We start from the raw sequence: 25,635 nt of genomic DNA, 5'->3' as shown, positions 1-25,635 counted from the left end.
AAAAGGAGCGTTCAAGCATCGCATGGCTCCGACGTTGAGAGGTTAACCACGTCACACAAAGCCACGGGATTTCCTAATTTTGCCCCAATTGAACTGGCACAACCGTTCGTGTGGGACGGAGTGGGTTTTATGACGGCGGTATTAAACGAGATCAGAAATCTGGATGCGCGGCTTGGTCGTGGGGAAATTACCCCGGCCGAGTATGAGGCAGCGCGCGGACGGCTCCTGCACGATATCGAAGACGCGCAAAGCGATTTTATCGACATCACACCGGCGCCCGAGGCACGCAATGCGCCACGACAAGGATCATCTGCATTGGGTCTTGGTCTGGTGGTCTGTCTGTTGGTCATGAGCCTGTGCATCAGCCTGACCTTGCTGTTCCTGCCCGATCTCAATCTGGCGCTGACTTTGGGCGTGACGATCCTCGCCGCGCTCAGCGTCGCGTTGTTGCAGGTCAAGGACGACTGACACTGCGCGCGCCGGTGCGCCCTTATGGCGTCAGACGCGCTCAATGATCTTCTCCCCAAAGAGGCCCTGAGGCCGGAACAGCAGGAATACCAGCGCCAACATATAGGCAAACCAGTTTTCCGTGGCGCCGCCAAGGTAGGGCTGACCAATCAGAAACTCGAACAACTTTTCGCCAACCCCGATGATCAGACCGCCAACGATCGCGCCGGGGATCGAGGTGAAACCGCCCAGCATCAGAACCGGGAGCGCTTTGAGCGCAATAAGGGACAGCGAAAACTGCACACCCGATTTCGCCCCCCACATGATACCGGCAACAAGGGCCACGAAACCCGCCAGCGACCACACCAGTATCCAGATGAAATTGAGCGACACGCCTACCGACAACGCCGCCTGATGGTCATCCGCCACCGCCCGCATCGCCCGGCCCTGCTTGGTGTATTGCGCAAACAACACGAGGCCCAGCACCAGAATGGCGGCCACAATCGAAGCCACGATGTCCAGATTATCGATGAAAAATCCGTATCCAAAGGCCTCGAAGGTCACGGCGTCTATGGTCTCGTTGATGCCCTGCGGCAGGCCGACTTCAAGCGTTTTGATGTCTGAGCCCCACATCAAATCCCCGACACCTTCGAGGAAATAGGCCAGCCCGATGGTCGCCATGAACAGGATAATCGGCTCCTGCCCGACCAAAAACCGGAAAATATATCGCTGCACCAACCAACTGAACAGCACCATGACTCCCATCGTCAGGAAAATCGCCGCCAGCGCGGGCACATTCCAGCCAAAATAATGAATCTCGGTGCCGAAAATCGCATTGATCAGATGCGCAAAAGGCACCTGCCCGTTCATGATCCCGTACAGCGTCATCGCCGCGAAAAGCGCCATGACGCCTTGGGCAAAGTTGAAAATACCGCTGGCCTTGTAGATCAGCACGAACCCCAGCGCCACCAGCGCATAAAGAACCCCGGCCATAAGCCCGTTCAGAAAAACCTCAGCGGTCCAAAGCAGTTGTTCAGGCATCGGAGTTCTCCCTGCACGAGCGAATGAGAGCGGGCTTGCCGGTTGAAGCGCCGCACCGACGCAATACCGACGTCATACCGACGTCATACCGACGTCCCAAATCAGTCATGCGCCACCCCCAGATAGGCGTCGATCACCGCCTGATTGTTGCGCACCTCGTCCGGTGTGCCGTCGCCGATCTTTTTGCCGTAATCCATCACAACCACCCGGTCTGAAAGGTCCATGACCACGCCCATGTCATGCTCGATCAGCGCAATCGTCGTGCCAAATTCATCGTTCACATCAAGGATAAAGCGGCTCATGTCCTCTTTCTCCTCCACGTTCATGCCCGCCATCGGCTCATCCAGCAGCAACAAAGACGGCTCCGCCGCCAAGGCCCGCGCCAGTTCCACACGCTTCTTCAACCCATAGGGCAGCCGGGATACCGGCGTTTTGCGGATCGCCTGAATTTCGAGGAAATCAATAATCTTTTCAGCAACTTCCCGATTTTCAGTCTCTTCGGCTTCGGCTTTGCCGCGCCAGATCGCCTGCCGCCAGATTTTGGTTTTCATATGCGTCAGACGCCCGGTCATCACATTGTCGAGCACTGACATGCCTTCGAACAAGGCGATGTTCTGGAACGTGCGCGCAATGCCTTGCCGCGCCACCTGATAGGGCTTCAACGCAGGACGCGGTGCACCCTGATAGAACACCTGACCTTCCTGCGGGACGTAAAACCCGGAAATGACATTCAGCATCGAAGACTTCCCGGCCCCGTTCGGCCCAATGATCGCGCGGATCTCCCCCTCGCGGATGTCAAAAGAGATGTCCTTGATCGCCTCCACTCCGCCAAAACGCAGGGTGATGTTCTTCATCTCCATCACCACTGGACCGATCTGGCGGCCATCTTCGGTCACGTAGCCGTCAATAGTATCTTTCATTCATACCTCTGAAAAACGGGGGGGTACGCCGTGTCCATCATTGCGCTGCCATCCTTGCACCAACCGGTTGCACCGCTGCCACCCGAACTTCCAGCGTTGCGGAGATTGAGCCCTTGCGCCCGTCTTCATAGGTCACTTCGGTCACGGTCGATATCTCAGGCGAGCCGTCATATAGTGCCGCGATAATATCCGCATATTTCTCTTCGATGATCCGGCGGCGGACCTTGCGGGTGCGGGTCAGCTCCCCATCATCCGCGTCCAGTTCCTTGTGCAGCACCACAAACCGATGGACCTGACAGCCAGACAGCATGACGTCCTCCGCGACGGAAGTGTTCACCTCTTCCACATGCTCCTGAATCATAGCCATAACCTGCGGGTGCCGCGCCAATTCCTGATAGGAGGCATAGCCGATATTGTTCCGTTCCGCCCAGTTGCCCACAGCGGTCAGGTCGATGTTGATAAAGGCCGTGCATTCGTCACGCTCGTTGCCAAACACCACGACCTCCAGAATGTTGGGAAAAAACTTGAGCTTGTTCTCCACATATTTGGGCGCAAAAAGCGATCCATCCGCCATTTTCCCAACATCTTTGGCGCGGTCGATGATCCGCAGATGGCCCGTGTCCTCTTCGATAAAGCCCGCATCCCCCGTGGCCACCCAGCCTTCGGCGTCCTTGGTGTCTGCCGTGCTTTCGGGGTTTTTGAAATACTCTACGAACACGCCCGGACTGCGGTAAAAGACTTCGCCATTCTCCGCGATTTTCAATTCAACGCCAGGGCAGGTCACACCAACCGTGTCGGATCGCACTTCGCCATCGGGTTGCGCGGTGATGAACACGGTCGCTTCGGTCTGCCCGTAAAGCTGTTTGAGGTTGATCCCGAGTGAGCGAAAAAAGTCGAAAATCTCAGGCCCGATCGCTTCGCCGGCGGTATAGCCCACGCGAATACGGCTGAACCCCAATGTGTTCTTCAGGGGGCCATAGATCGCCAATTCGCCAATGTTATATTTGAAACGGTCCCATTGGTTCACCGGTTGACCATCCAGAATATCCGGCCCGACGCGGCGCGCATGGGCCATGAAATAATCAAACAGCCATTTTTTGAACTGGCCCGCATCTTCCATACGAATCATTACATTGGTCAACTGCGTCTCGAAAACGCGCGGCGGGGCAAAATAATAGGTCGGACCGATTTCACGCAAGTCAGTGTGCATCGTCTCGGCACTTTCCGGGCAGTTGGTGCAAAACCCTGTCCACAGCGCCTGACCCACCGAGAAAATGAAATCCCCGACCCATGCCATCGGCAAATAGGCCAGAATCGAATCCGTCTGCCGCAGATCATCAAATTCTGACGATGATTTTGAGGTTTCAATGACATTGCGGTTGCTCAAAACGACGCCTTTTGGCTTGCCCGTTGTGCCGGACGTATAGAGCATGACGCAGGTGCTGTCATAATTCAGCTTGGCTTGCCGGGCGGTAATCTCTGGCAGCAATTCGTCTCGCTTTGCCCGGCCTGCATCCTGCACATGCGTGTATTGGTGTAATTTCGCATGGTCGTATTTGCGCAGCCCTCTGGGATCGAGATAGAGCATCTGTTCAAAGCTCGGCAGCTGGTCGCGGATTTCGATGACTTTATCGACCTGTTCCTGATCCCCCACGATAACAAATCGCGCGCCGCAATGGCTGAGAACATAGGCCATCTCTTCGGCCACCGCGTCCTGATAAAGCGGAACCGGCACCGCACCGACCATTTCGGCGGCGATCATCGACCAGTACAAACGGGGGCGGTTGCGTCCGATAACCGCAATGAAATCACCTTCACGCACGCCAAGGTCAACCAACCCGAGAGCCAGTGCCTCAACCTCTTCCAAGGTTTCGGCCCATGTCCAGGACTGCCAGATCCCATACTCTTTTTCACGGTATGCCGGTGCGTCCGCGAACTCTTTGGCATTACGATGAAGCAGCGCCGGGACGGACTGTGGTCCGTCGACCTGCGTTGAAACTATACTCAATTTTTGTCCTCCCAGACCTTGCCATCTATAGGCAAGCGCGGTCGTTTTTTGACCGTCGTGTGCACAACAATGTAAGTTTTCAGATGAAGGTCAACTTTTTAGTTTCATTTGGTCAGTGCGCAAGCGCTAACGGGCCGGATTCTCCACGGTCTGAGCCAAAGCACTACGTCGGGAAACAGGGTCATCCTTATCCGTATTTTCGTCCAGAAGGTGGCTGATTCCATCGGCTGACAGCACGGAACAACAATGCGCCCTGTTTCAGGTGTGACGCTTTTGCCATCCCGACACGGGCGCTTTGAACACTTTAGCCAATCGAACGCGCCTTGGGCCACGCATCGCAAGGCCCGGCAAGGTGGACGACACGTTGAAATACCGGGTCGTCCACGCAACTTGCTACGTCACCCTATTCTGCAGCCACCTGATTTTTCGTGGCCTCAACCCGGACAGCGGAAAACTTGAACTCCGGGATTTTACCGAACGGATCGACCGCAGGGTTGGTAAGGATATTTGCAGCAGCTTCGACAAAGGCGAATGGCAGAAACACCATATCAGGTGAGACGGCACGATCCTCACGCGCCATGATAGAAATGCTGCCGCGCTTGGTGGTCAAGGTCACGTGCTCTCCCGGAGCCACACCGAGTTTACGCAATGTGGATGGGTGCAGCGAGCAGTTTGCTTCCGGCTCCAGCCCATCGAGCACATGCGAGCGCCGCGTCATCGAGCCCGTGTGCCAATGTTCAAGCTGCCGCCCGGTGGTCAGAATCATCGGGTATTCAGCATCCGGAACATCATCCGGCGGTATCACACTGGCCGGTGTGAACCGCGCGCGCCCATCCGGTCGGGGGAAGCCATCGCCAAAGACGATCGCCTGCCCCGGATCCTCGGGGCTGAGGGAAGGGTAGGTCACGGCGTTTTCATTTTCCAGACGGTCCCAAGTGATGTTTTCAAGACTGCGCATGTTCTGCTTCATCTCTGCAAAAACATCTGCGGGGCTGTCATAGTTCCAATCCAGTCCAAGGCGTTTGGCCAATTCAACTTCGATCCACCAATCGGGACGCGCGTCACCGGGTGGGGACACCGCAGGGCGGCCCATCTGAACCTGACGATTGGTGTTGGTGACGGTACCTGCTTTTTCCGCAAAGGCGCTGGCCGGCAGAATGACATCGGCATAGTTGGCGGTTTCCGTGATGAAGATATCCTGCACAACCAGATGGTCGAGTTTCGCAAGCGCTTTACGCGCATGCTCAACATCCGGATCAGACATCGCGGGGTTTTCACCAAGGATATACATGCCCTTAATCTTATCATCGTGCACCGCATCCATGATCTCGGTCACGGTCAGCCCACGCTCGTTAGAGAAATCCGCAGACCCCCAGACCTTGGTAAAGGCAGAACGCACACCGTCGTCCGTGACGGGCTGATAGTCCGGCAGGAACATCGGGATCAGACCCGCATCGGACGCGCCTTGCACGTTGTTCTGACCGCGCAACGGATGCAGGCCAGCGCCGGGCCGCCCGACCTGTCCGGTCATCAGCGCCAGCGAAATCAAGCACCGCGAGTTATCTGTGCCGTGGATGTGCTGGCTGATTCCCATGCCCCAGAAGATCATCGCGGCTTTGGCACCTGCAAAGGTCCGCGCAACATCCCGCAGCGTTTCCGCATCAATTCCGCAAATCCCGGCCATCGCCTCAGGGCTGAAATCTGCCAGGTGCGCTTTCTCTGCCTCCCAATTTTCGGTGTAGGCTTCGATATATTGCTGGTCGTAGAGTTTTTCCTCAACGATTGTGTGCATGATCGCGTTCAGCATGGAGACATCCGCACCGGGCCGGAACTGAAGCATATGGCTCGAAAAACGTTTGAGTGCCTGCCCCCGTGGGTCCATCACAATCAGCTTGCCGCCGCGTTTGGTGAACTGTTTGAAGAAGGTCGCCGCAACGGGATGGTTCTCAATCGGGTTACAGCCAATCGCAATGGCCACATCCGCGTTTTCAATTTCATTGAATGTCGCTGTCACAGCGCCCGAGCCGACGTTTTCCATCAATGCCGCCACCGAGGACGCGTGACACAGACGTGTACAGTGATCGACGTTATTGTGACCAAACCCCTGACGGATCAGCTTTTGAAACAAATACGCCTCTTCATTTGTGCATTTGGCCGACCCGAAACCGGCAATCTCGCGGCCGCGGCCCTTCATGCCCGCGGCGGCAAAATCCAGCGCCTCATCCCATGATGCTTCGCGGAAATGACTTTGCCAGTTCGCCGGGTCGACATTCAGACCTTTCGCAGGCGCATCCTCGCGCCGGATCAGCGGTTTCGTCACGCGATGGTCGTGATGGATATAATCAAACCCGAAACGACCTTTGACACAAAGCCGCCCTTCGTTCGCGGGGCCGTTGATCCCCTCGACGTATTTGACCTTGTTGTCCTTGACCTTCAGGGACACCTGACAACCGACGCCGCAGAAGGGGCAGATGCTTTCGACTTCCTTGTCGAAATCCGCGCTGTCACCGACCTGATTATCATCAACAACCGTCGACGGCATCAGCGCGCCGGTCGGGCAGGCCTGCACACATTCACCGCAGGCCACGCAGGTGCTGTCGCCCATCGGGTCGGCCATGTCGAATGTCGGATAGGAATCATGCCCGCGCCCGGCCATGCCGATCACATCATTGACCTGAACCTCGCGGCAGGCGCGCACACAAAGACCACATTGAATGCAGGCATCCAGATTGACGGACATCGCGACATGGCTGTCATCGAGCAGGGGAATGCGGCCCTCTTCCAGCTTTGGGAAACGGCTTTCTTGCACGCCACTATGCGCGGCCATGTCCCACAGGTGGCTTGATTTGTCATGCGCCACATCCTGTTCGGGCTGATCGGCAACAAGCATCTCAATGACCATCTTACGCGCACTCTCTGCACGGGCTGAGTTGGTGGTCACGACCATGCCTTCGCTGGGTTCGCGAATGCAGGACGCAGCAAGCGTGCGTTCGCCTTCGATCTCTACCATGCAGGCGCGGCAGTTGCCGTCAGGGCGGTATCCCGGCGCCGGTTTGTGACACAAATGCGGGATCACAAGACCCCGACCATTGGCCACTTCCCAGATCGTCATTCCAGTATCGACCTCGACACTTTGACCGTCGAGCATAAAGGTAATCTTGTCAGCCATGGTTTCCCGCTCCTCACATTTCCAAGGACTATATGAAACAACAGGTCTTTCAAGGAGTCCCAATCCCGACACCCAAAACCGAATTTGCGCCACCCCGTTTCCGATCGGAAAACCAATGGCGCCTATTGGCGGCGGCAGCGCGCGATTTACATCGCCCGATCCAAGCACCCTTTCCACCCTGCGCACAGTCGCCTACTAAAAGCGATACCAAGTAGAAAGAACGCATGTCCCACATTACTCTTATTCGCCACGGTCAGGCAAATTCAGGCGCTACAGATGAGAAAAGCTATGACAAGCTGAGCACTTTGGGCCATCAGCAATCCGCGTGGCTGGGCGCGCATCTGAAGGCGCAAAGCCAACACCACGCGCGGCTGTTTACCGGCACATTGAGGCGGCATGTCGAAACCGAGGCCGCGATGCAAACCGGCCTGTCACCGATCAGAGATGCGCGTCTGAATGAATTGGAGTACCTGACGCTTGCGCGCGCGATGGAGCAAGAACATGGCGTACCCTTTCCCACGGATCAGGCCGGTTTCACAGCCCATCTGCCCATGCTCTTTGCCGCTTGGCAAAGGGATGAGATCGCCGGGGCACCAGAACGGTTTTCCGAGTTCGAAACCCGGATTTCAGACGTTTTGCGCGAAATAGCCGAAGGGGATGGGCCCGCATTGGTCGTCACCTCTGGCGGGCTGATTTCCTGCGTCATGCGGCAGGTCCTGCGGTTGGATATCGATGCGATGGCGCAACTTGCGCTCGCGATCTACAACACATCGCAGCATCGGCTCTTTCCGATTGGTGGCCAGCTTTCGCCCACCATGTTCAACGCCATTCCGCATCTGGAAGACCCAAGCCGCCACTATGCTCAAACCCACGTTTGAAGGAGCACTCCATGCGTCTCTATTATTCTCCCGGTTCGATTTCGATTGCCGTTGCAATCACCCTGTACGAAGCAGAACTGCCCTTTGAGGGCGTGATGGTAAACTTCGGGGAGGCGGAGCAGACAAAACCAGCCTACCTCAACATCAATCCCAAGGGCCGCGTTCCAACGCTGGAAACCGACGGTAACCACCTGACAGAAACCGGTGCGATCCTCGAGTATATCGCCGCCCGGACGCCACAGGCTAAGCTGGTCCCGCAGGATGCGCTGAAGGCGGCACATATGCGCGCCACGATGTATTACCTTGCCTCAACCATGCATGTGAACCATGCGCACCGCGTGCGCGGTAACCGCTGGGCAGATCGGCCCGAAAGCCTTGCCGATATGGCAGCCAAGGCACCTCAGACCATGACGAACAGCGCCCGATACGTGGAAGAACATTGCCTCAGAGGTGACTTTATCATCGGTGACCACCTGTCTATCGCCGACCCTTACCTGTTTGTGGTCTGCTCATGGCTTGAGGGCGACGGCGTGAATATGGCTGATTTCCCCGGGATCACGGCGTTTCAACAGCGGATGCACGCGCGCGACAGTGTGCAACAAGCAAAAAACGCGGGGATGCTGCCATCATGACACATCTTTGGGTACGCGCGGAACAACGCGATAATGAAACACGGGTTGGGTTAACGCCTGAAGGCGCACGTCAATTGATTTCATCAGGGGTCACTCTGACGGTTGAACAAAGCCCGACGCGCGTCATCCCGGATCATGCGTACGACGCGGCGGGCTGCACACTGGCACCCGCGCACAGCTGGCCCACCGCACCGAAAGACGCGATCATCTTCGGCCTGAAGGAACTGCCCGAGGATGCAACGCCCCTGCCGCACCGCCACATCATGTTTGGCCATGCGTTCAAGGGGCAACCAGCGGGGCAGGTTCTGTTGCAGCGGTTTAAAGCGGGCGGGGGCACGCTACTGGATCTGGAGTATCTGGTAGATGACCAAGGCCGCCGGGTTGCCGCCTTTGGGTATTGGGCAGGCTACGCCGGGGCTGCGGTCGCTTTGAAATGCTGGGCGGCGCAACAGCGTAACGACATCGCAGGCCCGGTCGCACCCTATGACAGCGCAACGCAACTACTTGACGATCTGCAAAGCGAGCTGATGGCGACTGGTACAAACCGCCCCACCGCGCTGATCATCGGGGCGCTGGGGCGCGTCGGGACAGGTGTGTTCGATATCTGCTCGGCCATGGGTGTCGCCTGCACAAAATGGGACATGGCAGAAACCAAAATCGGCGGTCCTTTCCCCGAGGTGCTTGCGCATGATCTGTTTTTCAACTGTGTACTGGCGCGTCCCGGCACGCCGGTTTTTGTGCCCTCAGGGGCTGGCGGCGCGCCGCGGCAACTTTCGGTGATAGGCGATATCGCCTGCGATCCGGACAGCGATTTCTCCCCGATCAAGGTATATGAGCAAACAACCACATGGGCAGAACCAGCGCTGCGCGTATATGGCGACCCCGTTCTTGACGTTACGGCAATCGACAACCTGCCTTCCCTGTTGCCACTTGAAAGCAGCGAGGACTATGCCGCGCAGTTGTTGCCAACACTGATGACCCTCAAGGACAACGGCGATGTCTGGCACCGTGCCGAGGCGACCTACAGAACGCATAGCGAGCAGATTTAGCGGTCAGGAAAAGATACGGAAATACAGCCAGTCAGGCAGGAACTGGCTGCCCCGAAAAACCCAAGAGAACAGCGTCGGAAAACTGTTCTTGAAACGGTCGGTGTTCATATGCCGGAACATGTGATCCGCTGCCTCATCCGGCGTCATGATGAAGGGCATGGAAAAGTCGTTCTTGTCGGTCAGCTGAGTCTTGATGAAGCCAGGATTTGACACCTGTACGTCAACACCGCTGCCGCGCAGATCCGCGTACATGCATTCCGCCAGCGACATCGTACCTGCTTTTGATGCCGTGTATCCGATCGAACCGGGAAGCCCGCGAAACCCGGACAGACTGCCGGTAATCACCACATGGCCCGCGCCTCTGGACACGAATTGCGGCACAATACGCCCCATGACGCGCATCAGACCGGTGAAATTGATATCCGCCATCGCGGTCGCTTTTTCGGCATCCCATTCCTGCGCAGCGAATGGCCAGTAGACACCCGCCAGATAGACGACGCCATCTATCTGGCCGATCGCGTTCGCGGCCTGATCGACACTTGCATCATCCGACACATCGACCACCTGAACCGAGCCTTCGTTCGGCAGGCTTTCCACAACGGCGGCCAGTTTATCCGCGGACCGGGCGGACACGATAACATGCGCGCCTGCGCGGCTCATCTTCAGCGCGAGCGCCGCGCCCAAACCGTCACTTGCGCCAACAAGCCAATATCGTTTGCCTTTCCAATCGCGCATCACGCTTCCTTGGGTCGCATGGTCGCGACGAGTTCTGCGACCTTGATGCCGAATTTTCTGAACTGGGAGCGGTTCATGATCGTCCCGTTCGGCGTCAGATACATCCAGTCGACGGTATTGAGAATATGACCGCCAGACGCCTCGGGCAGGCGAATGTCATATTTCAACAGCACGGTTGAGCCAGATTGCCTGCCCTGCCCTTCGCCGACAACATCGGACGCCAAGGCACGGATTTTGCCATCATTGCCAAGCGTCAGATGCCATTCGCGATCCTGAACGGTGCCATCATCATAGACAAACCGTTCTTTCATCACACCCTTGTTCCCCTCCCATGAGGCGTCGAAATCAGCAACAAAACGGCTGCTGACGCGCCCCAGTGGGCCATAGATCACACCTTCACACAGGATCGGCCCGTTAAGATGCTCGCGCACGTCAAAGGCGGGGTTTTCATCCTCGTAATCCTCGGGTGTCTGCGCGGTGAAGCTCCAGAAGGCCCGCCGCATCCAGACAAGAGCAAACGCAAGGAGCGCGCCGATCAGGATATAAAACCACATATTCACACTTCAGGCCTCCTTCAGGTCGGTCATCACCAGCAAGGCGATGGCGATTAGTTTCAAGGCGCAGGGCACCGCCGCATATAAAAGCGTCAGCAACGCCAAAGCCTCCGGCGGGTTCTGCAACGACCCACTTTGAAAGCCAGCCCGTTCAAGCAGGGGCAACAAAGTGACTGCCGCAAAGGCCAAGGTCAGTTTCGAAACGAATGACCACAGCCCAAACCCCTCAGATGCCGACGGCGATATTTGCGCCATTCGAGACGCAAAAATTGCAGGTAGCAATGTCAGATCAGCCCCCAGAGTCGCCCCAGACGCCAAGCAGATCAGAGCAAACAGCAGCCAATCGCCGGGGCCGAGCGTTAAGGTAAGTCCAAAAGCGGCGATGGCCAGACCCATTGCCAGTAAAAGTACATTACGCGACCCAAAACGCTCTGCCAGCGCACTCCAAACCGGCGCAGCCAAAGCCGCTGACAGGAAAAAAATCAACAGCAGCGGCCCTTCGAAACCGGGCGCGGCAAGTTTGCTTTCCACATAGAATAAAAACAGCGTGGAACTGACGGCGACCGGGGCGGCATTGACCATGGCGATCAGCAATAGGCGCCGTGCCAACCGGTCTTTGAGAACGGTGCCAAACCCGGTGGACGGGGCAACGCCAGACGTGCTCCATTCCTCTCTCATGGCCCAAACAGCCGCCAGGCCCAGCACGCAAAACCCAATGGCAAACCCCGCAAAGGGTGCATCCATCGCGGCCCCCAAGGCGACGGGCGCGACCGAAGCCACGCATACGCCAGTGAGCGCACCGCTTTCGCGCCAACGTGCCAGACGCAGATGCCCCTGTCCGGGCATCGCATCCGCCTTGATCACACCCTGTGCGTAAAAGTTGATGGTCAAAAAGCTGAACGCGGAAAACACGAAAGTCAGGCACAGCCCGAACCAGACCAGCGGGGGCAGCAAAGGCGGCACCGCAAAGAGCGCAACCATCGAGACAGCCATGATCACCGCGGCAATGGACACATAGGTGCGGCGCTGTGTGCGGGTTTTTTCCGCCAGTTTGCCCAGCAGCGGGTCCTGAACTACATCAAGCAGGCGCAGCCCGAACAGCACCGCCCCCAAGGCCGCGAGTGATACGCCAAATTCATCCAGATAGAATTTCGGCGCGTGGATATATATCGGCAAGCCCGCCGCTGCCAGCAGAGCCGCAAAAAGAGAGTACGCGGGTAACCTCTGCGTCTTTTGCACTAGCGAGACACTTCTTTTGACGGCGGTTTGGGACGTCCGCGATAAATGGCGCCCTTGATCCAGAGCTTGAGCGCCTGCCAGTGGATCAGTGCCAGAACGCGGCGCGCGCCAAGAGGTCGGCGAAACGCGGCGCGCAGGATCGCCCGGTTGGTCAATGGTTTGCGATGACCCGTCAGCGTGGCGATCAAGCCGCCATCCGGGCGCGCGTAATCAATCCAGATGCCGATGCGCGCATCCGTCACGTCAAAGCGGAATTTGTATCCGCCCTCGACCGGCTGAAAAGGTGAGACATGAAAAATCTTGGTCGCCTGAAGCGTGTCACTCGGTTCAATCGGGCGCTGGTCAGAATGCGCACACAGATAACTGTGCCGATCCCCGAAGGTGTTTGACACCTCGGCGATGACCGTGATCAAGGCCCCGTCAGAGCGACGGCATAACCAGAAACTCACAGGATTGAAAACGTGCCCCAACACCCGCGGCTGTGCCAGAAGTTCAATCGTTTCCACATCGCGGATCTGATGCTGGCCAAGCACGTCACGCACCCAAGAGGCACCGCGCCCCTGCCCCGGTGCACCGCCGTGATCAAGGTCCTTCAGACCGGTGAACCCGCGACCGTTGCGCGAAAACAGCCATGGGGTTTTGACCTCCGCTTCGGCGTCCAGCAGCACATAATCCACCGAATAGCGAAACGCGTTGCTGATCGCACCCTTGCGGCCATGATACGTCAGCCCGGCGATATGATCGACGCCTGAGGTCACTCGGCCGCGACTTTCATCTGCTCATTGCTGCGCAGCTTGCGCACAACGTCAACTGCGCTCGACAGACCGTCTTCGTGAAAGCCGTTTTTCATCCATGCCCCGCAGAACCACGTGTTTTGCGCCCCGTTAAAGGCTGCGACCTCCTTTTGTGCCGCTAAGGCCGCGAGATCGTAGACCGGATGGCGCAGCGTGACCTGATCGTAGATCAACTCTTCGCGGATCGTGCGTTTCGTGTTCAACGTCACGAAATGCGGATCATCATGCGGAATAGGTTGCAGGGAATTCATCCAATAGGTCAGATCAATCCGGTCGGACAGGGCGTTCTTGTCCTCTGTGTAGACCCAACTGGCCCATGTCTTTTTGCGCTTCGGCATGATGCTTTCATCCGCGTGCAACACGATGTCATTTGGCTGATAGGCGACGGCACCCAATGCGGCAGTTTCCTGCGCGCTGGGGTCTGCCAGCATCTTGAGGGAATCATCCGAATGGGTCGCCATGATCACGTGATCGAACGCCTCCTCTTCGCCACCCCACGGACGGATGAACGCTTTTCCACCCGCACGGCGCACCGATTGCACAGCCGCGCCCAGACGCATGTCGACACCCTGCGCAAGCAGTGCATTTTCCAGCCGCCGCACATATTGCGTCGACCCGCCTTGGACCGTGTACCACTGATGTTGACCGGTCGTATTCAGCAGCGCATGATTTTCGAAAAACCGGATCAGCGCATAGGCCGGGAAATCCATGATTTTCTCAACCGGCGTGGACCAGATCGCCCCGGACAGCGGCAACAGATAGTAATCGCGAAACCACGGACCCGTGCCCATCTTGTCAAGGAATTCCCCCAGCGTCAGGCTTTCATCCTGTGCCACGCGTATCGCATGTTTGTTAAACTTCAGAATGTCCCGCACCATGCGCAAAAACGCGGGGTTCACCGCATTGCGCCGTTGCGCAAAGAGCGCATCAAGCGAGGTAAGCGCGTATTCCAGCGCACCCCCGTCAATGGACGCGCCAAAACTCATGTTCGATTTGACAACCGGCACATCCAGTTCTTCGAACAGCGCGGCCATGTAGGGATAATTGGCGTAGTTAAAGACGATGAACCCGGTATCCACAGGCTGATCACCGCGCTTGCCGGCCAGTTTGGTGCGCGCGTGACCGCCCAAGCGGCCCTCGGCTTCGAACAGGGTGACATTGTGCGTCTTGGACAGCATATGCGCGGCCCCTAGTCCAGAGATACCAGCGCCAACAATCGCAACTTTGCTTTGATTTTCAGGATGAGTAGACGTCGGCAGATTACCCAACGTGAGAGCTTCAAACGGCATTAATGACTTTCTACCTCGGTGACGGTCTTTACTTGTATACGCGGCATATTGGTCGCTGGATGAATTGAAAACCATCTTAAAATAAGAGTGATCCAAATTCTGTCGCATGGCGTAACCCTGTCATGTGTGCAAATCTGAATATCCAACCGAATACGGCACCGCCGGTTCACCTCGCAGGACTGGGTGCTTCGAAGTATTTGAAAGTAGTGAAAACGGGACGTGGGCAAGTGACGTCAAGCGAAGTATCGAAACGGATGCTCTGGGTATCTCACATGACGCGTATCCGGGATGATCAGGACCGCGCTGCATTCGCAGAGCTGTTCGATCACTTTGCGCCGCGTGTGAAAGGGTTTTTGATAAAATCCGGGGCGGATTCGACCTTGGCCGAGGAATGTACACAGGATGTGATGGCCACGCTCTGGCACAAATCGCATCAGTTTGATCCGTCGCGGGCATCCGTTGCTACGTGGATTTTCACAATCGCGCGGAATAGAAAAATCGACCTGTTGCGACGCCAGAGACGACCAGAGCCCGAAGATCTGACCTGGGGCCCCGAAGCGGAGCCGGATCAGACCGACGTAATTGGCCTGCAGCAAGAGTCAGAGATTTTGGTCTCTGCCCTCAACGCGCTGCCCCCCGCACAGCGGGAATTAATAGACAAGGCGTATTTCGGGGACCTCACCCATAGCGAAATTGCCGCACAAACCGGTCTGCCGCTCGGCACGATCAAATCCAGAATAAGATTGGCGTTGGACAGACTTCGCCACGCAATGAAGTGATGAAACGATGACTGATACCATTAAACACCATCTCAATGACGCGGTTCTGATGGCCTATTCCGCCGGAACGCTGCCCGAAGCCTTCAATCTGATTGTCGCCGCACACCTCTCGCTCTGCGATAGCTGCCGTGCGCAGGCGGAGAGCTTTGACGCGCTCGGCGGCGCGCTGCTGGAACAGAATGTGGATACCGATATGGACAACAACAGCTTTGCGAATACCATGGATTTGATCGCGGGCGGCGATATCGCTGTGACCATGCCAGCGGCGGAAATGACACCCGGCGTGCTGCCCAAGCCAATTCAGGATTACGTCGGCGGTGATCTCGACAGCATCAAGTGGAAGCCGATTGGTATGGGCGTCAAACAAGCGATCTTGCCGACATCGAAAGATGCAACCGCGCGTTTGTTGCTGATCCCGGCGGGCACGGCGATGCCGGATCATGGACACAAGGGCACCGAAATGACCATGGTGCTCAAAGGCGCGTTTCAGGACGATGACGGATATTTCGCACGTGGCGATGTGGAAATTGCCGACAGTGACCTGCATCACACGCCGGTTGCGGACATCCACGAGGATTGTATCTGCCTTGCGGTCGCGGATGCGCCGCTGGAATTTAACCGCCTGCTGCCGAAGATCGCACAACGGTTCCTTAGAATTTAGGCTGGCTGCAAGACCTCAAACGCCTCCAACCTCTGCCAGTCGAACGTCACGCCGATCCCGGTTTCATCCGGCGCAACCGCGCGTCCGTTTTCAATCACCAGCGGACGCATTGTGTATCGGTCGATTGGGAAGCTGTGTACTTCGATCCAGCCCGCGTGCGCCTGAGCGGAGACAAGGCTCACGTGCAATTCCTGCATACCATGCGAACATATTGCGATGCCGCTTTGTTTGGTCAACGCCGCAACCTGCAACCACCCGGTGATACCACCGCAATTCGATGCATCGGGCTGAATGAAGCCCAGATCTGACTGCGCCACCGCCATTTCAAATTCGTGAATTGTGTGCAGGTTTTCACCCTGCGCCACGGCCATGCCGGTCGCTTTGGTGATCTGCGCATATCCGGGGTAATTGTCCGGAATGATTGGCTCTTCAAACCACAGTATATTCTGGTCTTTCACCGTATTGGCGAGGGTTATCGCCTGCTCCACCGTCAGCGAATAATTCGCGTCGATCATGAAAACGGCGTCGAGACCGATATGGTGACGCACAGCGCGGATACGGGCAATATCGTCTGCCATATCTGGCTGGCCAATCTTTATCTTGACCGCGTTCAACCCCGCATCCAGATAACCTTGCACATGCGTGAGCAGTTTGGGCAGCGGAAAGGCAAGATCTATGCCGCCGCCATAGGCTTTGCAACTGTTAGCCGCGCCACCCGCCAGTTGCCAGAGAGGCACGCCAAGCCCCTTGCAGCGCAAATCCCACAGCGCGATATCAACCGCCGAAATCGCAAAGCTGACAATACCGCCACGCCCCACATAGTGCATATGCCATTGCATCGCATCGTTCAGCGCTTCGACGTCCTGCGCGTCCTTGCCGATGAGAAAGGGCGCCAGATCATGCGTGATCATCGCGGCCGTCGCATGCCCGCCGCGCCCGCCGTTATAGGTATAACCCGTGCCCTGACGCCCGTCTTCCAGCGTTATGGTCGCCGTGATGAGGTGAAAATGGCTGTGACTGCCGTGTTTGGCATCCACCAGCACCTCATCCAAGGGCACATTGAAAAGCCGGGCCTGAACCGTGGCGATCCGGCTCATCTCACATATCCGTGCATTCCGGCACCGGGGATACGGTGCTGCCATCGGAGAGGTGCTGCAACAGGTTGTCGACGGTCAAGGCCCCCATCGCGGCACGTGTTTCAACCGTGGCGCTCCCGACATGGGGCAACAGCACGACATTGGGCAGATCACGCAGGGCCTGCGGAACCTTGGGTTCCGCCTCAAAGACGTCCAGCCCCGCCCAACCGAGGCGTTTTTCCTGCAAGGCTGCAATCATCGCGGCCTCATCCACAACCGACCCGCGGCTGACATTGATGAGCGTTCCCTTGGGCCCCAAGGCGTCCATGACGTCCTTGTTGACGATCTTGTTGGTCGCTGGCCCACCCGGTGTGATGCAGATCAGACAATCCACGTTGGCCGCCATTTCCTTCAGATCAGCGTAGTATTTATACGCCACGTCTTTCTGCGTGCGGGAATGATACACGATCGTCGTGCCAAAGGGCGCGAGCTTGTCAGCAATCGCCTGACCAATGCGTCCAAGGCCCAGAATTCCAACCGTTTGATTGTCCACCGAACGGGTCAGCGGCGCATTGCCCTTCGCCTCCCAATTGCCGGAGCGCACCCAGGCATCATCGTGCAAGAGCTCACGATAACAGGCCATCATCAGCATCACCGCCGTGGTCGCAACTTCACCGTTCAACACATTCGGCGTGTGCGTCACGACGATGCCGCGCGCCTTTGCAGCCACAACGTCCACCGCGTCATAGCCAACGCCATAGCAGCTGATCATCTTGAGGTTGGGCAACGCGCTCATCACATCGGCGGGCACACCGTCGTGCCCATTGGTGGCAATATGCGTGATTGCCTCCGCCGGGTAGGTGCCATCGGCCAGCTTATGGATGGTAAATGCCGCCTCAAGCCTTTCGCGCATGACATCCGTGACACCGCCGATTTGCAACAGGTCCGGCATCTATGCGTCCTCCGTCACGGTCTGGCGCTGCTTGCCAAGGCCTTCGATCCACAACTCCATCACATCGCCTTTTTTCAGATAGACGGGCTCGGGCTTTATCCCCATGCCGACACCGGGGGGCGTGCCGGTGGTGATCACATCACCCGGATGCAGCGTCATCAGCCCCGAAAGATGTTCGATGATCTCGGCCACGGTAAAGATCATGGTACTGGTTGTTCCGGTCTGCATCCGCTTGCCATTTACGTCCAGCCACATATCCAGCGCTTGCGGGTCCGCAACTTCGTCACGCGTCACCAGCCAAGGCCCGGTCGGCCCGAAGGTGTCGCAGGATTTACCCTTGGTCCACTGCCCCGTCAGCTGCGTCTGGAAATGCCGCTCAGAGACGTCGTTGATCACGCAATAGCCTGCCACGTGGTCCAATGCGTTCTCTTTGGAAACATATTTGGCCGTCGTCCCGATCACAACGCCCAGCTCGACCTCCCAATCGGTGTGGGTGGAGCCGCGCGGCATGGACACATCGTCATTCGGCCCCACGACCGCAGAATTGGCCTTGAAGAACAGGATCGGATGCTCGGGGATTGCGGCACCTGTTTCGGCGGCATGATCGGAATAGTTCAACCCGATGCACATGAATTTCCCGATGTTCCCCACACAGGGTCCAATGCGCGGGTTGCCGTCAACAACGGGCAGGCTCGCCGGATCAATCGCGCGCAGCTTTTCAAGGCCCGCGTCGGACAGCACGTCTCCAGCGATGTCATTCACATGGCCGAACAGATCGCGCAGCACGCCTTCTGCATCCAGCATGCCGGGTTTTTCTGCGCCTGCATCACCATATCTTACAAGTTTCATGTCTTCTTCCTTTTCGTCTGTGCGCCGCAGCGCTTAGTGGTTATCGCGCGGCATGAACCGACGCGAGATGTCCTGATATTTGTCAGCATCTTCGAGGATCATTCCCTCGTCAAAACGGCCGACTTTTTCGCGGAAATATTGCTGCCAGGGCGACTGGCTTTCGGGGGCGTCATAGCCGCCATTGGCCTCGAACACGCGGGCGCGTTCCGCCAGTTCATCCAGCGGCACGAGGCTGTTGGCGGTGCATTTTTGCAAATCAATGCGCACAGGGTCACCGTTTTGCAACAGCGCAAGACCGCCACCCGCCGCCGCCTCAGGCGAGGCGTTCAGGATCGACGGGCTGCCCGAGGTGCCCGATTGCCGCCCGTCGCCCACGCAGGGCAAGGCTTCAACGCCCTGCTTGATCAGATAGGAAGGGGGCCGCATGTTCACGACCTCAGCCCCACCAGGATACCCTTTTGGGCCTGCACCGCGCATAAACAGGATGCAGTCTTCGTCGATCCCCTCGGATGGGTCATCAATACGGTGGTGAAAATCCTCCGGCCCGTCAAAGACGACCGCCCGCCCCTCAAAGGCATTCGGATCCTCCGGGTTCGACAGGTATTTGGCGCGGAAATTCTCGCTGATCACGCTGGTCTTCATGATCGCGCTGTCAAAGAGATTGCCGGTCAGGTTGATAAAGCCCGCCTGCGCTTTCAACGGATCGGCAACGGTCTTGATCACCTTGATATCCGCGCTGCGCATATTGGCGCAGTTCTCGCCCATCGTTTTGCCATTCACGGTGATCGCGTCGGGATGGGGCAACATGCCCTCGGCCATCAACTCACCCACGACAGCAGGCACCCCGCCCGCATGGCTATAGTCTTCGCCAAGGTATTCACCCGCCGGCTGCAAGTTGACCAAAAGCGGCACATCATGCCCCAGCTTCTGCCAATCATCATTGTCCAGCGGCACACCCAGATGGCGCGCAATCCCGTTCAGGTGGATCGGCGCATTCGTCGACCCGCCAATGGCCGAATTGATGACAATCGCGTTTTCGAAGGCCTCACGCGTCATGATTTGCGAGGGGCGCAGGTCTTCCCAGACCATATCAACGATGCGCCGACCGGTTTCATAGCTGATCTGTCCCCGCTCGCGGTAGGGTGCCGGGATCGCCGCAGAACCGGGCAGTTGCATGCCCAAGGCCTCGGCCAGTGAATTCATCGTGGTCGCGGTGCCCATCGTGTTGCAATAACCCACCGACGGCGCGGAAGAGGCGACAAGCTCCATAAAGCCATCATCGTCAATCTCTCCGGCGGCCAGCATCTCGCGGGCTTTCCACACGATTGTCCCTGAGCCCGTCCGCTCCCCCTTGAACCAACCGTTCAGCATCGGCCCCACCGACAGGGCAATCGCAGGGATGTTCACCGTCGCAGCGGCCATCAATAGCGCAGGTGTGGTCTTGTCACAGCCGATGTTGAGCACAACACCGTCCAGCGGGTAGCCAAACAGCGTCTCAACCAGCGACAGATAGGCAAGGTTGCGATCCAGCATCGCCGTAGGGCGTTTCCCGGTTTCCTGAATGGGGTGCACGGGCACCTCCATGCAGGTCCCGCCCGCCGCAATGATCCCGTCGCGCACGCGCTTGGTCAGCTCAAGGTGATGGCGATTACAGGGGCTAAGGTCACTACCGGTTTGCGCAATGCCGATGATCGGCTTGCCCGATTGTAACTCGCCCCGCGTCAGCCCATAATTGAGATACCGCTCAAGATAAAGCGCGGTCATTTCCGGATTGTCCGGGTTCATGAACCACTTGCGCGACCGCAAGTCTTCGATACCGATTTTTTTTGTCATTGGCCTGACCAGCCTCCGTCAATGATATGGGGGTGCCCTGTGGTGAACGCGCTTTCATCGCTGGCAAGATAGACGACGAGCGCGGCGATCTCTTCGGCACTTGCGACGCGCCCCATGGGTTGACGGGCCACGAATTGCGTCAGCGCTTCCTCCCGGCTGCCCAACTGTTTGCCCAGAGCGTCCACGCGGTCAAGCCAGCTTGGGCTTTCCACCGTGCCGGGGCAGATCGCATTGCAGCGGATGCCCTTGTCGATGAAATCAAGCGCAACCGATTTGGTCAGCCCGATCACTGCGGCCTTGGTCGTGCCATAGATAAACCGGTTTGGCGCGCCCATGACCGAAGAGCAGGCAGACGACATATTGATGATCGACCCGACACCGCGATCCAGCATGCCGGGCAGCGCCGCCTTGATGGTGCGCAACATGGAGCGGACGTTCAGATCAAAGGCAAACTCCCAATCACCATCCGTTGCATCCAGAATTGTACCGTGATGCACAAAGCCTGCACAGTTGAACAAAACGTCCGGTCTGGCCCGTTCGACACCTGCGGCCACGCTGTCATCGCTGCGGGCATCAAGTTCGAAAATTTCGATATTTTCGTGATTCGCCTCCCGAATCGTTGAAAGCGCGTCCATGTCTATGTCTGTCGCAAAGACCTGCGCCCCCTCATCAGCCATCGCAAACGCACTTGCGCGTCCAATCCCCTGACCAGCGGCGGTCACAAGCGCACGTTTTCCTTTAAGTCTTTGCCCAGACATAATATTCTCTCCCTTCATCAGCATGTATGCTGTCGGCGTATGGTGGGTTTCAACCTGCGTCGCCTCACACATTTTTTGCTGACTTTTATCAAAAAACCACCGGACGGGCTGGTCCAATGGCTGCTTTAGGTTAGCGTATGACAGCGCAGCTGCTTTGGCTACTGCATAGAAGATCAACCACGACGGGGAAACAGGGCCGATGGCACAATCCAGAAAAATCACACTTATCGGAACCGGCCTGATGGGTGTTCCCATGGCCCGGAACCTTTTGAAAGCCGGGCATGACGTGACCGTCTGGAACCGGACCGCTGCGCGTGCTGAACCGCTTGTCGCCGATGGCGCGCAGCTGGCAGCCGACGCGGTGCAGGCCGTGCAGGGCGCGGAATTCGTGATCACCATGCTGTCGGATGGATTTGCCACCGGCGCGCTCGTGGATGACCCGGCCATTCAGGCCGCGTTAAGCCCCGGCGCGATCTGGATCGACATGTCGAGCGCAAAGCCGGAACACGCCCGCGCGCAGCACGCTACCCTCACGGCGCTGGGTTTTGGCCATCTGGATGCGCCCGTCTCAGGTGGTACCAAAGGCGCGCAGGATGCGACATTGGCAATCATGGTCGGCGGAACCGCAGAGACATTTGAGGCCGCCCGTGCAGTGTTTGAGGCCATGGGTCGCCCGGTGCATGTCGGCCCCTCCGGCACGGGGCAGTTGTCAAAACTGGCGAACCAGACAATCGTCGCCGTCACAATTTCCGCCGTCGCCGAAGCAATGCTGCTGGTTGAGCAAGGCGGCGCAGACCCCGCAGCCGTGCGCGCAGCGCTCAAGGGCGGATTTGCCGATAGCACCATCCTCCAACAGCATGGTGAGCGCATGACGAAGGGCGATTTTGAACCCGGCGGGCTGACCAAATTCCAGATCAAAGACCTGAACAACACCTTGGATGAGGCTGCAAGCCTCGGACTTAGCTTACCCGCTACAGAAACCGTGCGCGACCGTTTCCAGCATTTCAGTGACGCAATGGGGGGCGCGGAAAAAGACCACTCGGGCCTCTATCTGGAACTGAAACAGCGCAATGGGCTGGCGACATGACCCGCGTTTTGATCATCGGCGGCGGTGGTATGGTCGGCCAGAAACTGGCGCACCGCTTGGCGACGTCGGGCCTGGAGGGTGCTCAGGACCTTGACGTCACACTCTTTGACGTGGGCTTTCCTCCGGCCAGTGCGCCGGGCGCGCAGATCACGGGGAACCTGACGGACGCGGCGGTGATACAGAACCTCGCCGCGCAGCGTTTCGATGTGATCTTTCATCTCGCCGCCATCGTGTCGGGCGAGGCGGAAACCGATTTTGACAAAGGCTGGGCCGTCAACATGATGTCCATGTGGCATCTGCTCGAAGCATTGCGGTCTGAGCATAACGCCACGGGCGGGGCCTATGTACCTCGCGTGGTGTTCACCTCATCCATCGCCGTCTTTGGCGGTCCGTTCCCAGACAAGATAGACGACGCATTCCTCTCCGCTCCGCAAACCAGCTATGGCGCGCAAAAGGCAAGCTGCGAGTTGATGCTGAGCGATTTCAGCCGGAAGGGTTTTGTCGATGGCATGTCGCTGCGCTTTCCGACCATTTGCGTGCGCCCCGGCAAGGCAAACCTCGCCGCATCGTCGTTTTTCTCAGGCATCATACGTGAACCGCTGAACGGTCAGGAGGCCATTCTGCCGGTGCCTGATACCGTGCGCCACTGGCATGCATCGCCGCGATCTGCCGCCGGGTTTCTGGTGCATGCCGCGGGCTTTGATACGAGCCGCTTGGGCGCTCGTCGCGCGCTCAACCTGCCGGGGATCAGCTGCACCGTTGCCGAACAGATCGAAGCTTTGCGCCGCGTCGCAGGCCAAAAGACGGTGGACCTGATCGTTTCCCGGCCCAACGCTGATATCGCGAAAATTGTCGAAGGCTGGCCGCGCGATTTCAACCCGGCCCGCGCAGAGGCACTTGGGTTCAAGGCCGAGGATAGTTTTGATGAAATAATCGAGATCTACATTGCGGAGGATTTGGACCGCTGAATATCCTGCGCGCTGAACGCACCACCAAGATGCCGCGCCAGATGGTCGTGGATTTTCTGGCGGGTCAGATTCTCATTGCCATCAAGGGCTGCGACCATGATCGCGTGATGATGCTGGATGTTCTTTGAAATGAAATCAAAACTGCGATCGGCAATCATCAGCTGTTGGCGGAAGCGTCGGTAGACCTGCACATGCATCGCCTTGAGCGTGGCGGACTCGCAGGCCGAGATCAGCGTTTGGTGAAATTCCAGCTCGGCCTGAAACCACAAAGGCACCAGATCGGATGGATCATCGCTGGCGTGGATTCGCTTTTCGATGTGGCTGAGTTGATGGTGCACCGCTGTCAGGCGCGCTTCCCAAGCAACCCCGCCCTGCCTGATCGACAGCACCGTACCTTCGCCCTCAAGCAGGATTCGGATATGCGTCAGTTCAGCCAGAACCGCAGCCGATTTCTCGGGCACACGAAAACCACGTTGTTCCTGAAAATCAACCAGCCCTTCGGTAGACAGTCGGAAAAGAGCTTCGCGCACGGTACTGGCAGAACAGCCATAATCGCGTTTCATTTGCTCTGCGCGCAGTTTCTCGCCATGATCAAAATCATTTGTGATGAGGCGATGCTGCAGATCTGTGTAAATGTCACGGTCGAACATCCACGTACCTCAAATGCTACTTGTCTTGAGCGTACCAATAAAATTTCAATAATCTACAAAAATCTCAAAATTTTTTAAAATATGAAAATTCTATTGCGAGATAGGCCAGCCCCGCATAACGTTCTGCCAGCGTATTCAAAATGAGCGCCCTTGGGCGGCTCAGCAATAACAACGCTTCAACGTCTGGGAGGACAACATGAACCTATTGAAAAAAGCGGCAAGCGTTGCCGTGGTCGCTGCATTGGCAGCAACAACGGCGATGACTGCATCGGCACAAACAACAACCCTGCGCATGCAAACGCATTTTTCGCCTGAACAACTGTCCGGCCAACTGGCGGCGAAATTCATCGACGACGTGACGACCATGTCCAACGGCGAAATCCAGATCGAGATGTTTTACAGCTCATCCGTGGTCAAATCGGTTGAGACATTCGACGCCGCGGCCACAGGTATTCTCGATTGCGACATGACGGGCGGTGCGTATCAAACTGGTAAGAACCCTGCGTTCCAATTCGCGGGCGACTTGATGGGTGGCTATCAGAACCCTTACCAGCAAATGGCATGGCTTCTGCATGGTGACGGCAAGGCCGCATTGAACGGCCTTTACAACCCCTACGGCATGGAATTCATCGGCTGGTGGATCCCCGGTCCGGAATCGCTGTCCTCGACCAAACCAATTCGCAACGTCGCTGATTTCAAAGACTGGAAATTCCGGTCCCCTCCTGGCCTCGCGACAAAAGTGTTCGCAAACCTCGGTGCATCACCGATCGTCATGGACTTCACCGAAATCTTTACCGCACTTGAAACCGGGATCATCGACGGTGCAGACGCCGCGAACCTGACCAACAACGTGGGCTTGGGTCTTTATGACATTGCTGAGCACACGAACTTCCCCGGCTTCCACTCCATGCCTGCGGACCATCTGGCCTGCAACAAGGACGTGTGGGACGCGATGCCCGAGCATCACAAACGCATCATGGAAGTCGCCATGGACAGCCTCGCGCTGCACAACGCGACCATCAATGAAGTGCAAAACGCGCAAACCGCGAAAGACCTTCGCGCCAAGGGTGTGAATCTCTATGAGTGGTCCGCTGAAGATCTGCAAGTCTATCGTGATGCGGTTCAAAAGGGCTGGACAGAGTTTGCAACCACACCAGAAGCGCAGGCGCTTTTGGCAAGCCACATCAGCTTCCTGCAAGACATGGGCGCGATGAAGTAAGCCACGCATCCGCGTTATCGACATAGTGGCAGGGCTAGAAATGGCCCT

General features: G+C 57.4%; 24 protein-coding genes. 9 read left to right on the top strand and 15 right to left on the bottom strand.

All coding sequences use genetic code 11. The features are described from left to right. Positions 1-129 precede the first annotated feature (129 nt). Positions 130-468, top strand: a complete 339-nt coding sequence (locus K5Q35_RS16555) for an SHOCT domain-containing protein (protein WP_013963624.1) — start codon at positions 130-132, stop codon at positions 466-468. Positions 469-498: 30 nt separating this feature from the next. Here the strand turns inward: K5Q35_RS16555 and K5Q35_RS16550 are convergent, their stop codons facing one another. The 4 genes from K5Q35_RS16550 to fdhF all read right to left on the bottom strand — a co-directional run bounded on the left by K5Q35_RS16550 (position 499) and on the right by fdhF (position 7,585). Further along, on the bottom strand, positions 499-1,488 hold the full coding sequence (locus K5Q35_RS16550) for a branched-chain amino acid ABC transporter permease (protein WP_044025434.1): 990 nt from the start codon (positions 1,486-1,488) through the stop codon (positions 499-501). Positions 1,489-1,589: 101 nt separating this feature from the next. Further along, positions 1,590-2,408 carry an ABC transporter ATP-binding protein gene (locus tag K5Q35_RS16545; protein WP_220800371.1) on the bottom strand — a complete coding sequence of 273 codons (819 nt, stop codon included), beginning with the start codon at positions 2,406-2,408 and terminating at the stop codon, positions 1,590-1,592. A gap of 37 nt (positions 2,409-2,445) precedes the next feature. Next, positions 2,446-4,416, bottom strand: coding sequence for an AMP-binding protein (locus tag K5Q35_RS16540; protein ID WP_220800370.1), 1,971 nt, complete (start codon positions 4,414-4,416; stop codon positions 2,446-2,448). 403 nt (positions 4,417-4,819) lie between these two features. Continuing rightward, positions 4,820-7,585, bottom strand: coding sequence for a formate dehydrogenase subunit alpha (fdhF, locus tag K5Q35_RS16535; protein ID WP_220800369.1), 2,766 nt, complete (start codon positions 7,583-7,585; stop codon positions 4,820-4,822). 224 nt (positions 7,586-7,809) lie between these two features. On the opposite strand from fdhF, the gene K5Q35_RS16530 reads away from it, so the two are divergent. The 3 genes from K5Q35_RS16530 to K5Q35_RS16520 are packed head-to-tail and all read left to right on the top strand — an operon-like array spanning position 7,810 to position 10,144. Continuing rightward, the gene (locus tag K5Q35_RS16530) at positions 7,810-8,463 is read left to right on the top strand and encodes a histidine phosphatase family protein (protein ID WP_220800368.1); all 654 of its coding nucleotides are present in this window, start codon (positions 7,810-7,812) and stop codon (positions 8,461-8,463) included. An 11-nt stretch (positions 8,464-8,474) separates the two neighbouring features. Beyond that, positions 8,475-9,095: a glutathione S-transferase family protein gene (locus K5Q35_RS16525; protein ID WP_220800367.1), complete on the top strand. Its 621-nt coding sequence runs from the start codon at positions 8,475-8,477 to the stop codon at positions 9,093-9,095. Further along, on the top strand, positions 9,092-10,144 hold the full coding sequence (locus tag K5Q35_RS16520; RefSeq protein WP_220800366.1) for a saccharopine dehydrogenase: 1,053 nt from the start codon (positions 9,092-9,094) through the stop codon (positions 10,142-10,144). The genes K5Q35_RS16525 and K5Q35_RS16520 overlap by 4 nt, the downstream gene beginning before the upstream one ends. A 3-nt stretch (positions 10,145-10,147) precedes the next feature. On the opposite strand, the gene K5Q35_RS16515 is transcribed toward K5Q35_RS16520, so the two are convergent. The 5 genes from K5Q35_RS16515 to K5Q35_RS16495 are packed head-to-tail and all read right to left on the bottom strand — an operon-like array spanning position 10,148 to position 14,755. Continuing rightward, positions 10,148-10,879 (bottom strand): SDR family oxidoreductase, encoded by a 732-nt coding sequence (locus tag K5Q35_RS16515; protein ID WP_220800365.1) that lies wholly within the window; start codon positions 10,877-10,879, stop codon positions 10,148-10,150. Further along, a complete protein-coding gene (locus K5Q35_RS16510) occupies positions 10,879-11,433 on the bottom strand; it encodes a DUF3833 domain-containing protein (RefSeq protein WP_220800413.1) in 555 nt (184 codons plus the stop codon). The genes K5Q35_RS16515 and K5Q35_RS16510 overlap by 1 nt, the downstream gene beginning before the upstream one ends. Before the next feature lie 9 nt (positions 11,434-11,442). Beyond that, positions 11,443-12,672 (bottom strand): MFS transporter, encoded by a 1,230-nt coding sequence (locus K5Q35_RS16505; RefSeq protein ID WP_220800364.1) that lies wholly within the window; start codon positions 12,670-12,672, stop codon positions 11,443-11,445. Further along, positions 12,672-13,430, bottom strand: a complete 759-nt coding sequence (locus tag K5Q35_RS16500) for a DUF1365 domain-containing protein (protein WP_220800363.1) — start codon at positions 13,428-13,430, stop codon at positions 12,672-12,674. Before K5Q35_RS16500 ends, K5Q35_RS16505 begins: the two co-directional genes overlap by 1 nt. Next, positions 13,427-14,755: an NAD(P)/FAD-dependent oxidoreductase gene (locus K5Q35_RS16495; protein WP_220800362.1), complete on the bottom strand. Its 1,329-nt coding sequence runs from the start codon at positions 14,753-14,755 to the stop codon at positions 13,427-13,429. The genes K5Q35_RS16500 and K5Q35_RS16495 overlap by 4 nt, the downstream gene beginning before the upstream one ends. A 254-nt stretch (positions 14,756-15,009) precedes the next feature. Here K5Q35_RS16495 and K5Q35_RS16490 point away from each other — a divergent pair, with 254 nt between their 5' ends. After that, on the top strand, positions 15,010-15,534 hold the full coding sequence (locus tag K5Q35_RS16490) for a sigma-70 family RNA polymerase sigma factor (protein WP_220800361.1): 525 nt from the start codon (positions 15,010-15,012) through the stop codon (positions 15,532-15,534). 7 nt (positions 15,535-15,541) lie between these two features. Then, on the top strand, positions 15,542-16,195 hold the full coding sequence (locus K5Q35_RS16485; protein ID WP_220800360.1) for a ChrR family anti-sigma-E factor: 654 nt from the start codon (positions 15,542-15,544) through the stop codon (positions 16,193-16,195). Here K5Q35_RS16485 and K5Q35_RS16480 read toward each other — a convergent pair. The 5 genes from K5Q35_RS16480 to K5Q35_RS16460 are packed head-to-tail and all read right to left on the bottom strand — an operon-like array spanning position 16,192 to position 21,663. Continuing rightward, positions 16,192-17,292 carry a mandelate racemase/muconate lactonizing enzyme family protein gene (locus tag K5Q35_RS16480; RefSeq protein ID WP_220800359.1) on the bottom strand — a complete coding sequence of 367 codons (1,101 nt, stop codon included), beginning with the start codon at positions 17,290-17,292 and terminating at the stop codon, positions 16,192-16,194. The two genes, K5Q35_RS16485 and K5Q35_RS16480, sit on opposite strands and share 4 nt — an antisense overlap. A gap of 1 nt (position 17,293) precedes the next feature. Next, on the bottom strand, positions 17,294-18,223 hold the full coding sequence (locus K5Q35_RS16475) for a 2-hydroxyacid dehydrogenase (RefSeq protein WP_220800358.1): 930 nt from the start codon (positions 18,221-18,223) through the stop codon (positions 17,294-17,296). Further along, positions 18,224-19,072, bottom strand: coding sequence for a fumarylacetoacetate hydrolase family protein (locus K5Q35_RS16470; RefSeq protein ID WP_220800357.1), 849 nt, complete (start codon positions 19,070-19,072; stop codon positions 18,224-18,226). A 33-nt stretch (positions 19,073-19,105) separates the two neighbouring features. Then, the gene (locus K5Q35_RS16465; RefSeq protein ID WP_220800356.1) at positions 19,106-20,905 is read right to left on the bottom strand and encodes an IlvD/Edd family dehydratase; all 1,800 of its coding nucleotides are present in this window, start codon (positions 20,903-20,905) and stop codon (positions 19,106-19,108) included. After that, complete coding sequence (locus K5Q35_RS16460) at positions 20,902-21,663, bottom strand: SDR family oxidoreductase (RefSeq protein ID WP_220800355.1); 762 nt, start codon at positions 21,661-21,663, stop codon at positions 20,902-20,904. Before K5Q35_RS16460 ends, K5Q35_RS16465 begins: the two co-directional genes overlap by 4 nt. A gap of 199 nt (positions 21,664-21,862) precedes the next feature. Between K5Q35_RS16460 and K5Q35_RS16455 the strand changes: the two genes are divergently transcribed. Beyond that, complete coding sequence (locus tag K5Q35_RS16455; protein WP_220800354.1) at positions 21,863-22,750, top strand: NAD(P)-dependent oxidoreductase; 888 nt, start codon at positions 21,863-21,865, stop codon at positions 22,748-22,750. Next, complete coding sequence (gene denD, locus K5Q35_RS16450; protein WP_220800353.1) at positions 22,747-23,718, top strand: D-erythronate dehydrogenase; 972 nt, start codon at positions 22,747-22,749, stop codon at positions 23,716-23,718. The genes K5Q35_RS16455 and denD overlap by 4 nt, the downstream gene beginning before the upstream one ends. On the opposite strand, the gene K5Q35_RS16445 is transcribed toward denD, so the two are convergent. Continuing rightward, complete coding sequence (locus K5Q35_RS16445) at positions 23,691-24,368, bottom strand: GntR family transcriptional regulator (RefSeq protein WP_220800352.1); 678 nt, start codon at positions 24,366-24,368, stop codon at positions 23,691-23,693. The two genes, denD and K5Q35_RS16445, sit on opposite strands and share 28 nt — an antisense overlap. A 196-nt stretch (positions 24,369-24,564) precedes the next feature. Between K5Q35_RS16445 and K5Q35_RS16440 the strand changes: the two genes are divergently transcribed. Next, positions 24,565-25,587: a TRAP transporter substrate-binding protein gene (locus K5Q35_RS16440; RefSeq protein ID WP_013963647.1), complete on the top strand. Its 1,023-nt coding sequence runs from the start codon at positions 24,565-24,567 to the stop codon at positions 25,585-25,587. The last annotated feature ends 48 nt before the right edge of the window (positions 25,588-25,635 follow it).

Origin of the sequence: Roseobacter sp. OBYS 0001 (genome assembly GCF_019654895.1) — a bacterium.
GTDB lineage: Bacteria > Pseudomonadota > Alphaproteobacteria > Rhodobacterales > Rhodobacteraceae > Roseobacter > Roseobacter litoralis.
The sequence above is the reverse complement of the archived record's forward strand: the minus strand, read 5'-3'. Positions and strand labels throughout refer to the sequence as shown.

Coding starts and splice junctions, on each gene's coding strand:
- K5Q35_RS16530 (WP_220800368.1), top strand. CDS start 7,810: ATGTCCCACATTACTCTTATTCGCCACGGTCAGGCAAATTCAGGCGCT.
- K5Q35_RS16465 (WP_220800356.1), bottom strand. CDS start 20,905: ATGACAAAAAAAATCGGTATCGAAGACTTGCGGTCGCGCAAGTGGTTC.
- K5Q35_RS16495 (WP_220800362.1), bottom strand. CDS start 14,755: ATGCCGTTTGAAGCTCTCACGTTGGGTAATCTGCCGACGTCTACTCAT.
- K5Q35_RS16510 (WP_220800413.1), bottom strand. CDS start 11,433: ATGTGGTTTTATATCCTGATCGGCGCGCTCCTTGCGTTTGCTCTTGTC.
- K5Q35_RS16515 (WP_220800365.1), bottom strand. CDS start 10,879: ATGCGCGATTGGAAAGGCAAACGATATTGGCTTGTTGGCGCAAGTGAC.
- K5Q35_RS16455 (WP_220800354.1), top strand. CDS start 21,863: ATGGCACAATCCAGAAAAATCACACTTATCGGAACCGGCCTGATGGGT.
- K5Q35_RS16480 (WP_220800359.1), bottom strand. CDS start 17,292: ATGAGCCGGATCGCCACGGTTCAGGCCCGGCTTTTCAATGTGCCCTTG.
- K5Q35_RS16475 (WP_220800358.1), bottom strand. CDS start 18,223: ATGCCGGACCTGTTGCAAATCGGCGGTGTCACGGATGTCATGCGCGAA.
- fdhF (WP_220800369.1), bottom strand. CDS start 7,585: ATGGCTGACAAGATTACCTTTATGCTCGACGGTCAAAGTGTCGAGGTC.
- K5Q35_RS16550 (WP_044025434.1), bottom strand. CDS start 1,488: ATGCCTGAACAACTGCTTTGGACCGCTGAGGTTTTTCTGAACGGGCTT.
- K5Q35_RS16470 (WP_220800357.1), bottom strand. CDS start 19,072: ATGAAACTTGTAAGATATGGTGATGCAGGCGCAGAAAAACCCGGCATG.
- K5Q35_RS16485 (WP_220800360.1), top strand. CDS start 15,542: ATGACTGATACCATTAAACACCATCTCAATGACGCGGTTCTGATGGCC.
- denD (WP_220800353.1), top strand. CDS start 22,747: ATGACCCGCGTTTTGATCATCGGCGGCGGTGGTATGGTCGGCCAGAAA.
- K5Q35_RS16545 (WP_220800371.1), bottom strand. CDS start 2,408: ATGAAAGATACTATTGACGGCTACGTGACCGAAGATGGCCGCCAGATC.
- K5Q35_RS16460 (WP_220800355.1), bottom strand. CDS start 21,663: ATGTCTGGGCAAAGACTTAAAGGAAAACGTGCGCTTGTGACCGCCGCT.
- K5Q35_RS16440 (WP_013963647.1), top strand. CDS start 24,565: ATGAACCTATTGAAAAAAGCGGCAAGCGTTGCCGTGGTCGCTGCATTG.
- K5Q35_RS16520 (WP_220800366.1), top strand. CDS start 9,092: ATGACACATCTTTGGGTACGCGCGGAACAACGCGATAATGAAACACGG.
- K5Q35_RS16555 (WP_013963624.1), top strand. CDS start 130: ATGACGGCGGTATTAAACGAGATCAGAAATCTGGATGCGCGGCTTGGT.
- K5Q35_RS16490 (WP_220800361.1), top strand. CDS start 15,010: ATGCTCTGGGTATCTCACATGACGCGTATCCGGGATGATCAGGACCGC.
- K5Q35_RS16525 (WP_220800367.1), top strand. CDS start 8,475: ATGCGTCTCTATTATTCTCCCGGTTCGATTTCGATTGCCGTTGCAATC.
- K5Q35_RS16445 (WP_220800352.1), bottom strand. CDS start 24,368: ATGTTCGACCGTGACATTTACACAGATCTGCAGCATCGCCTCATCACA.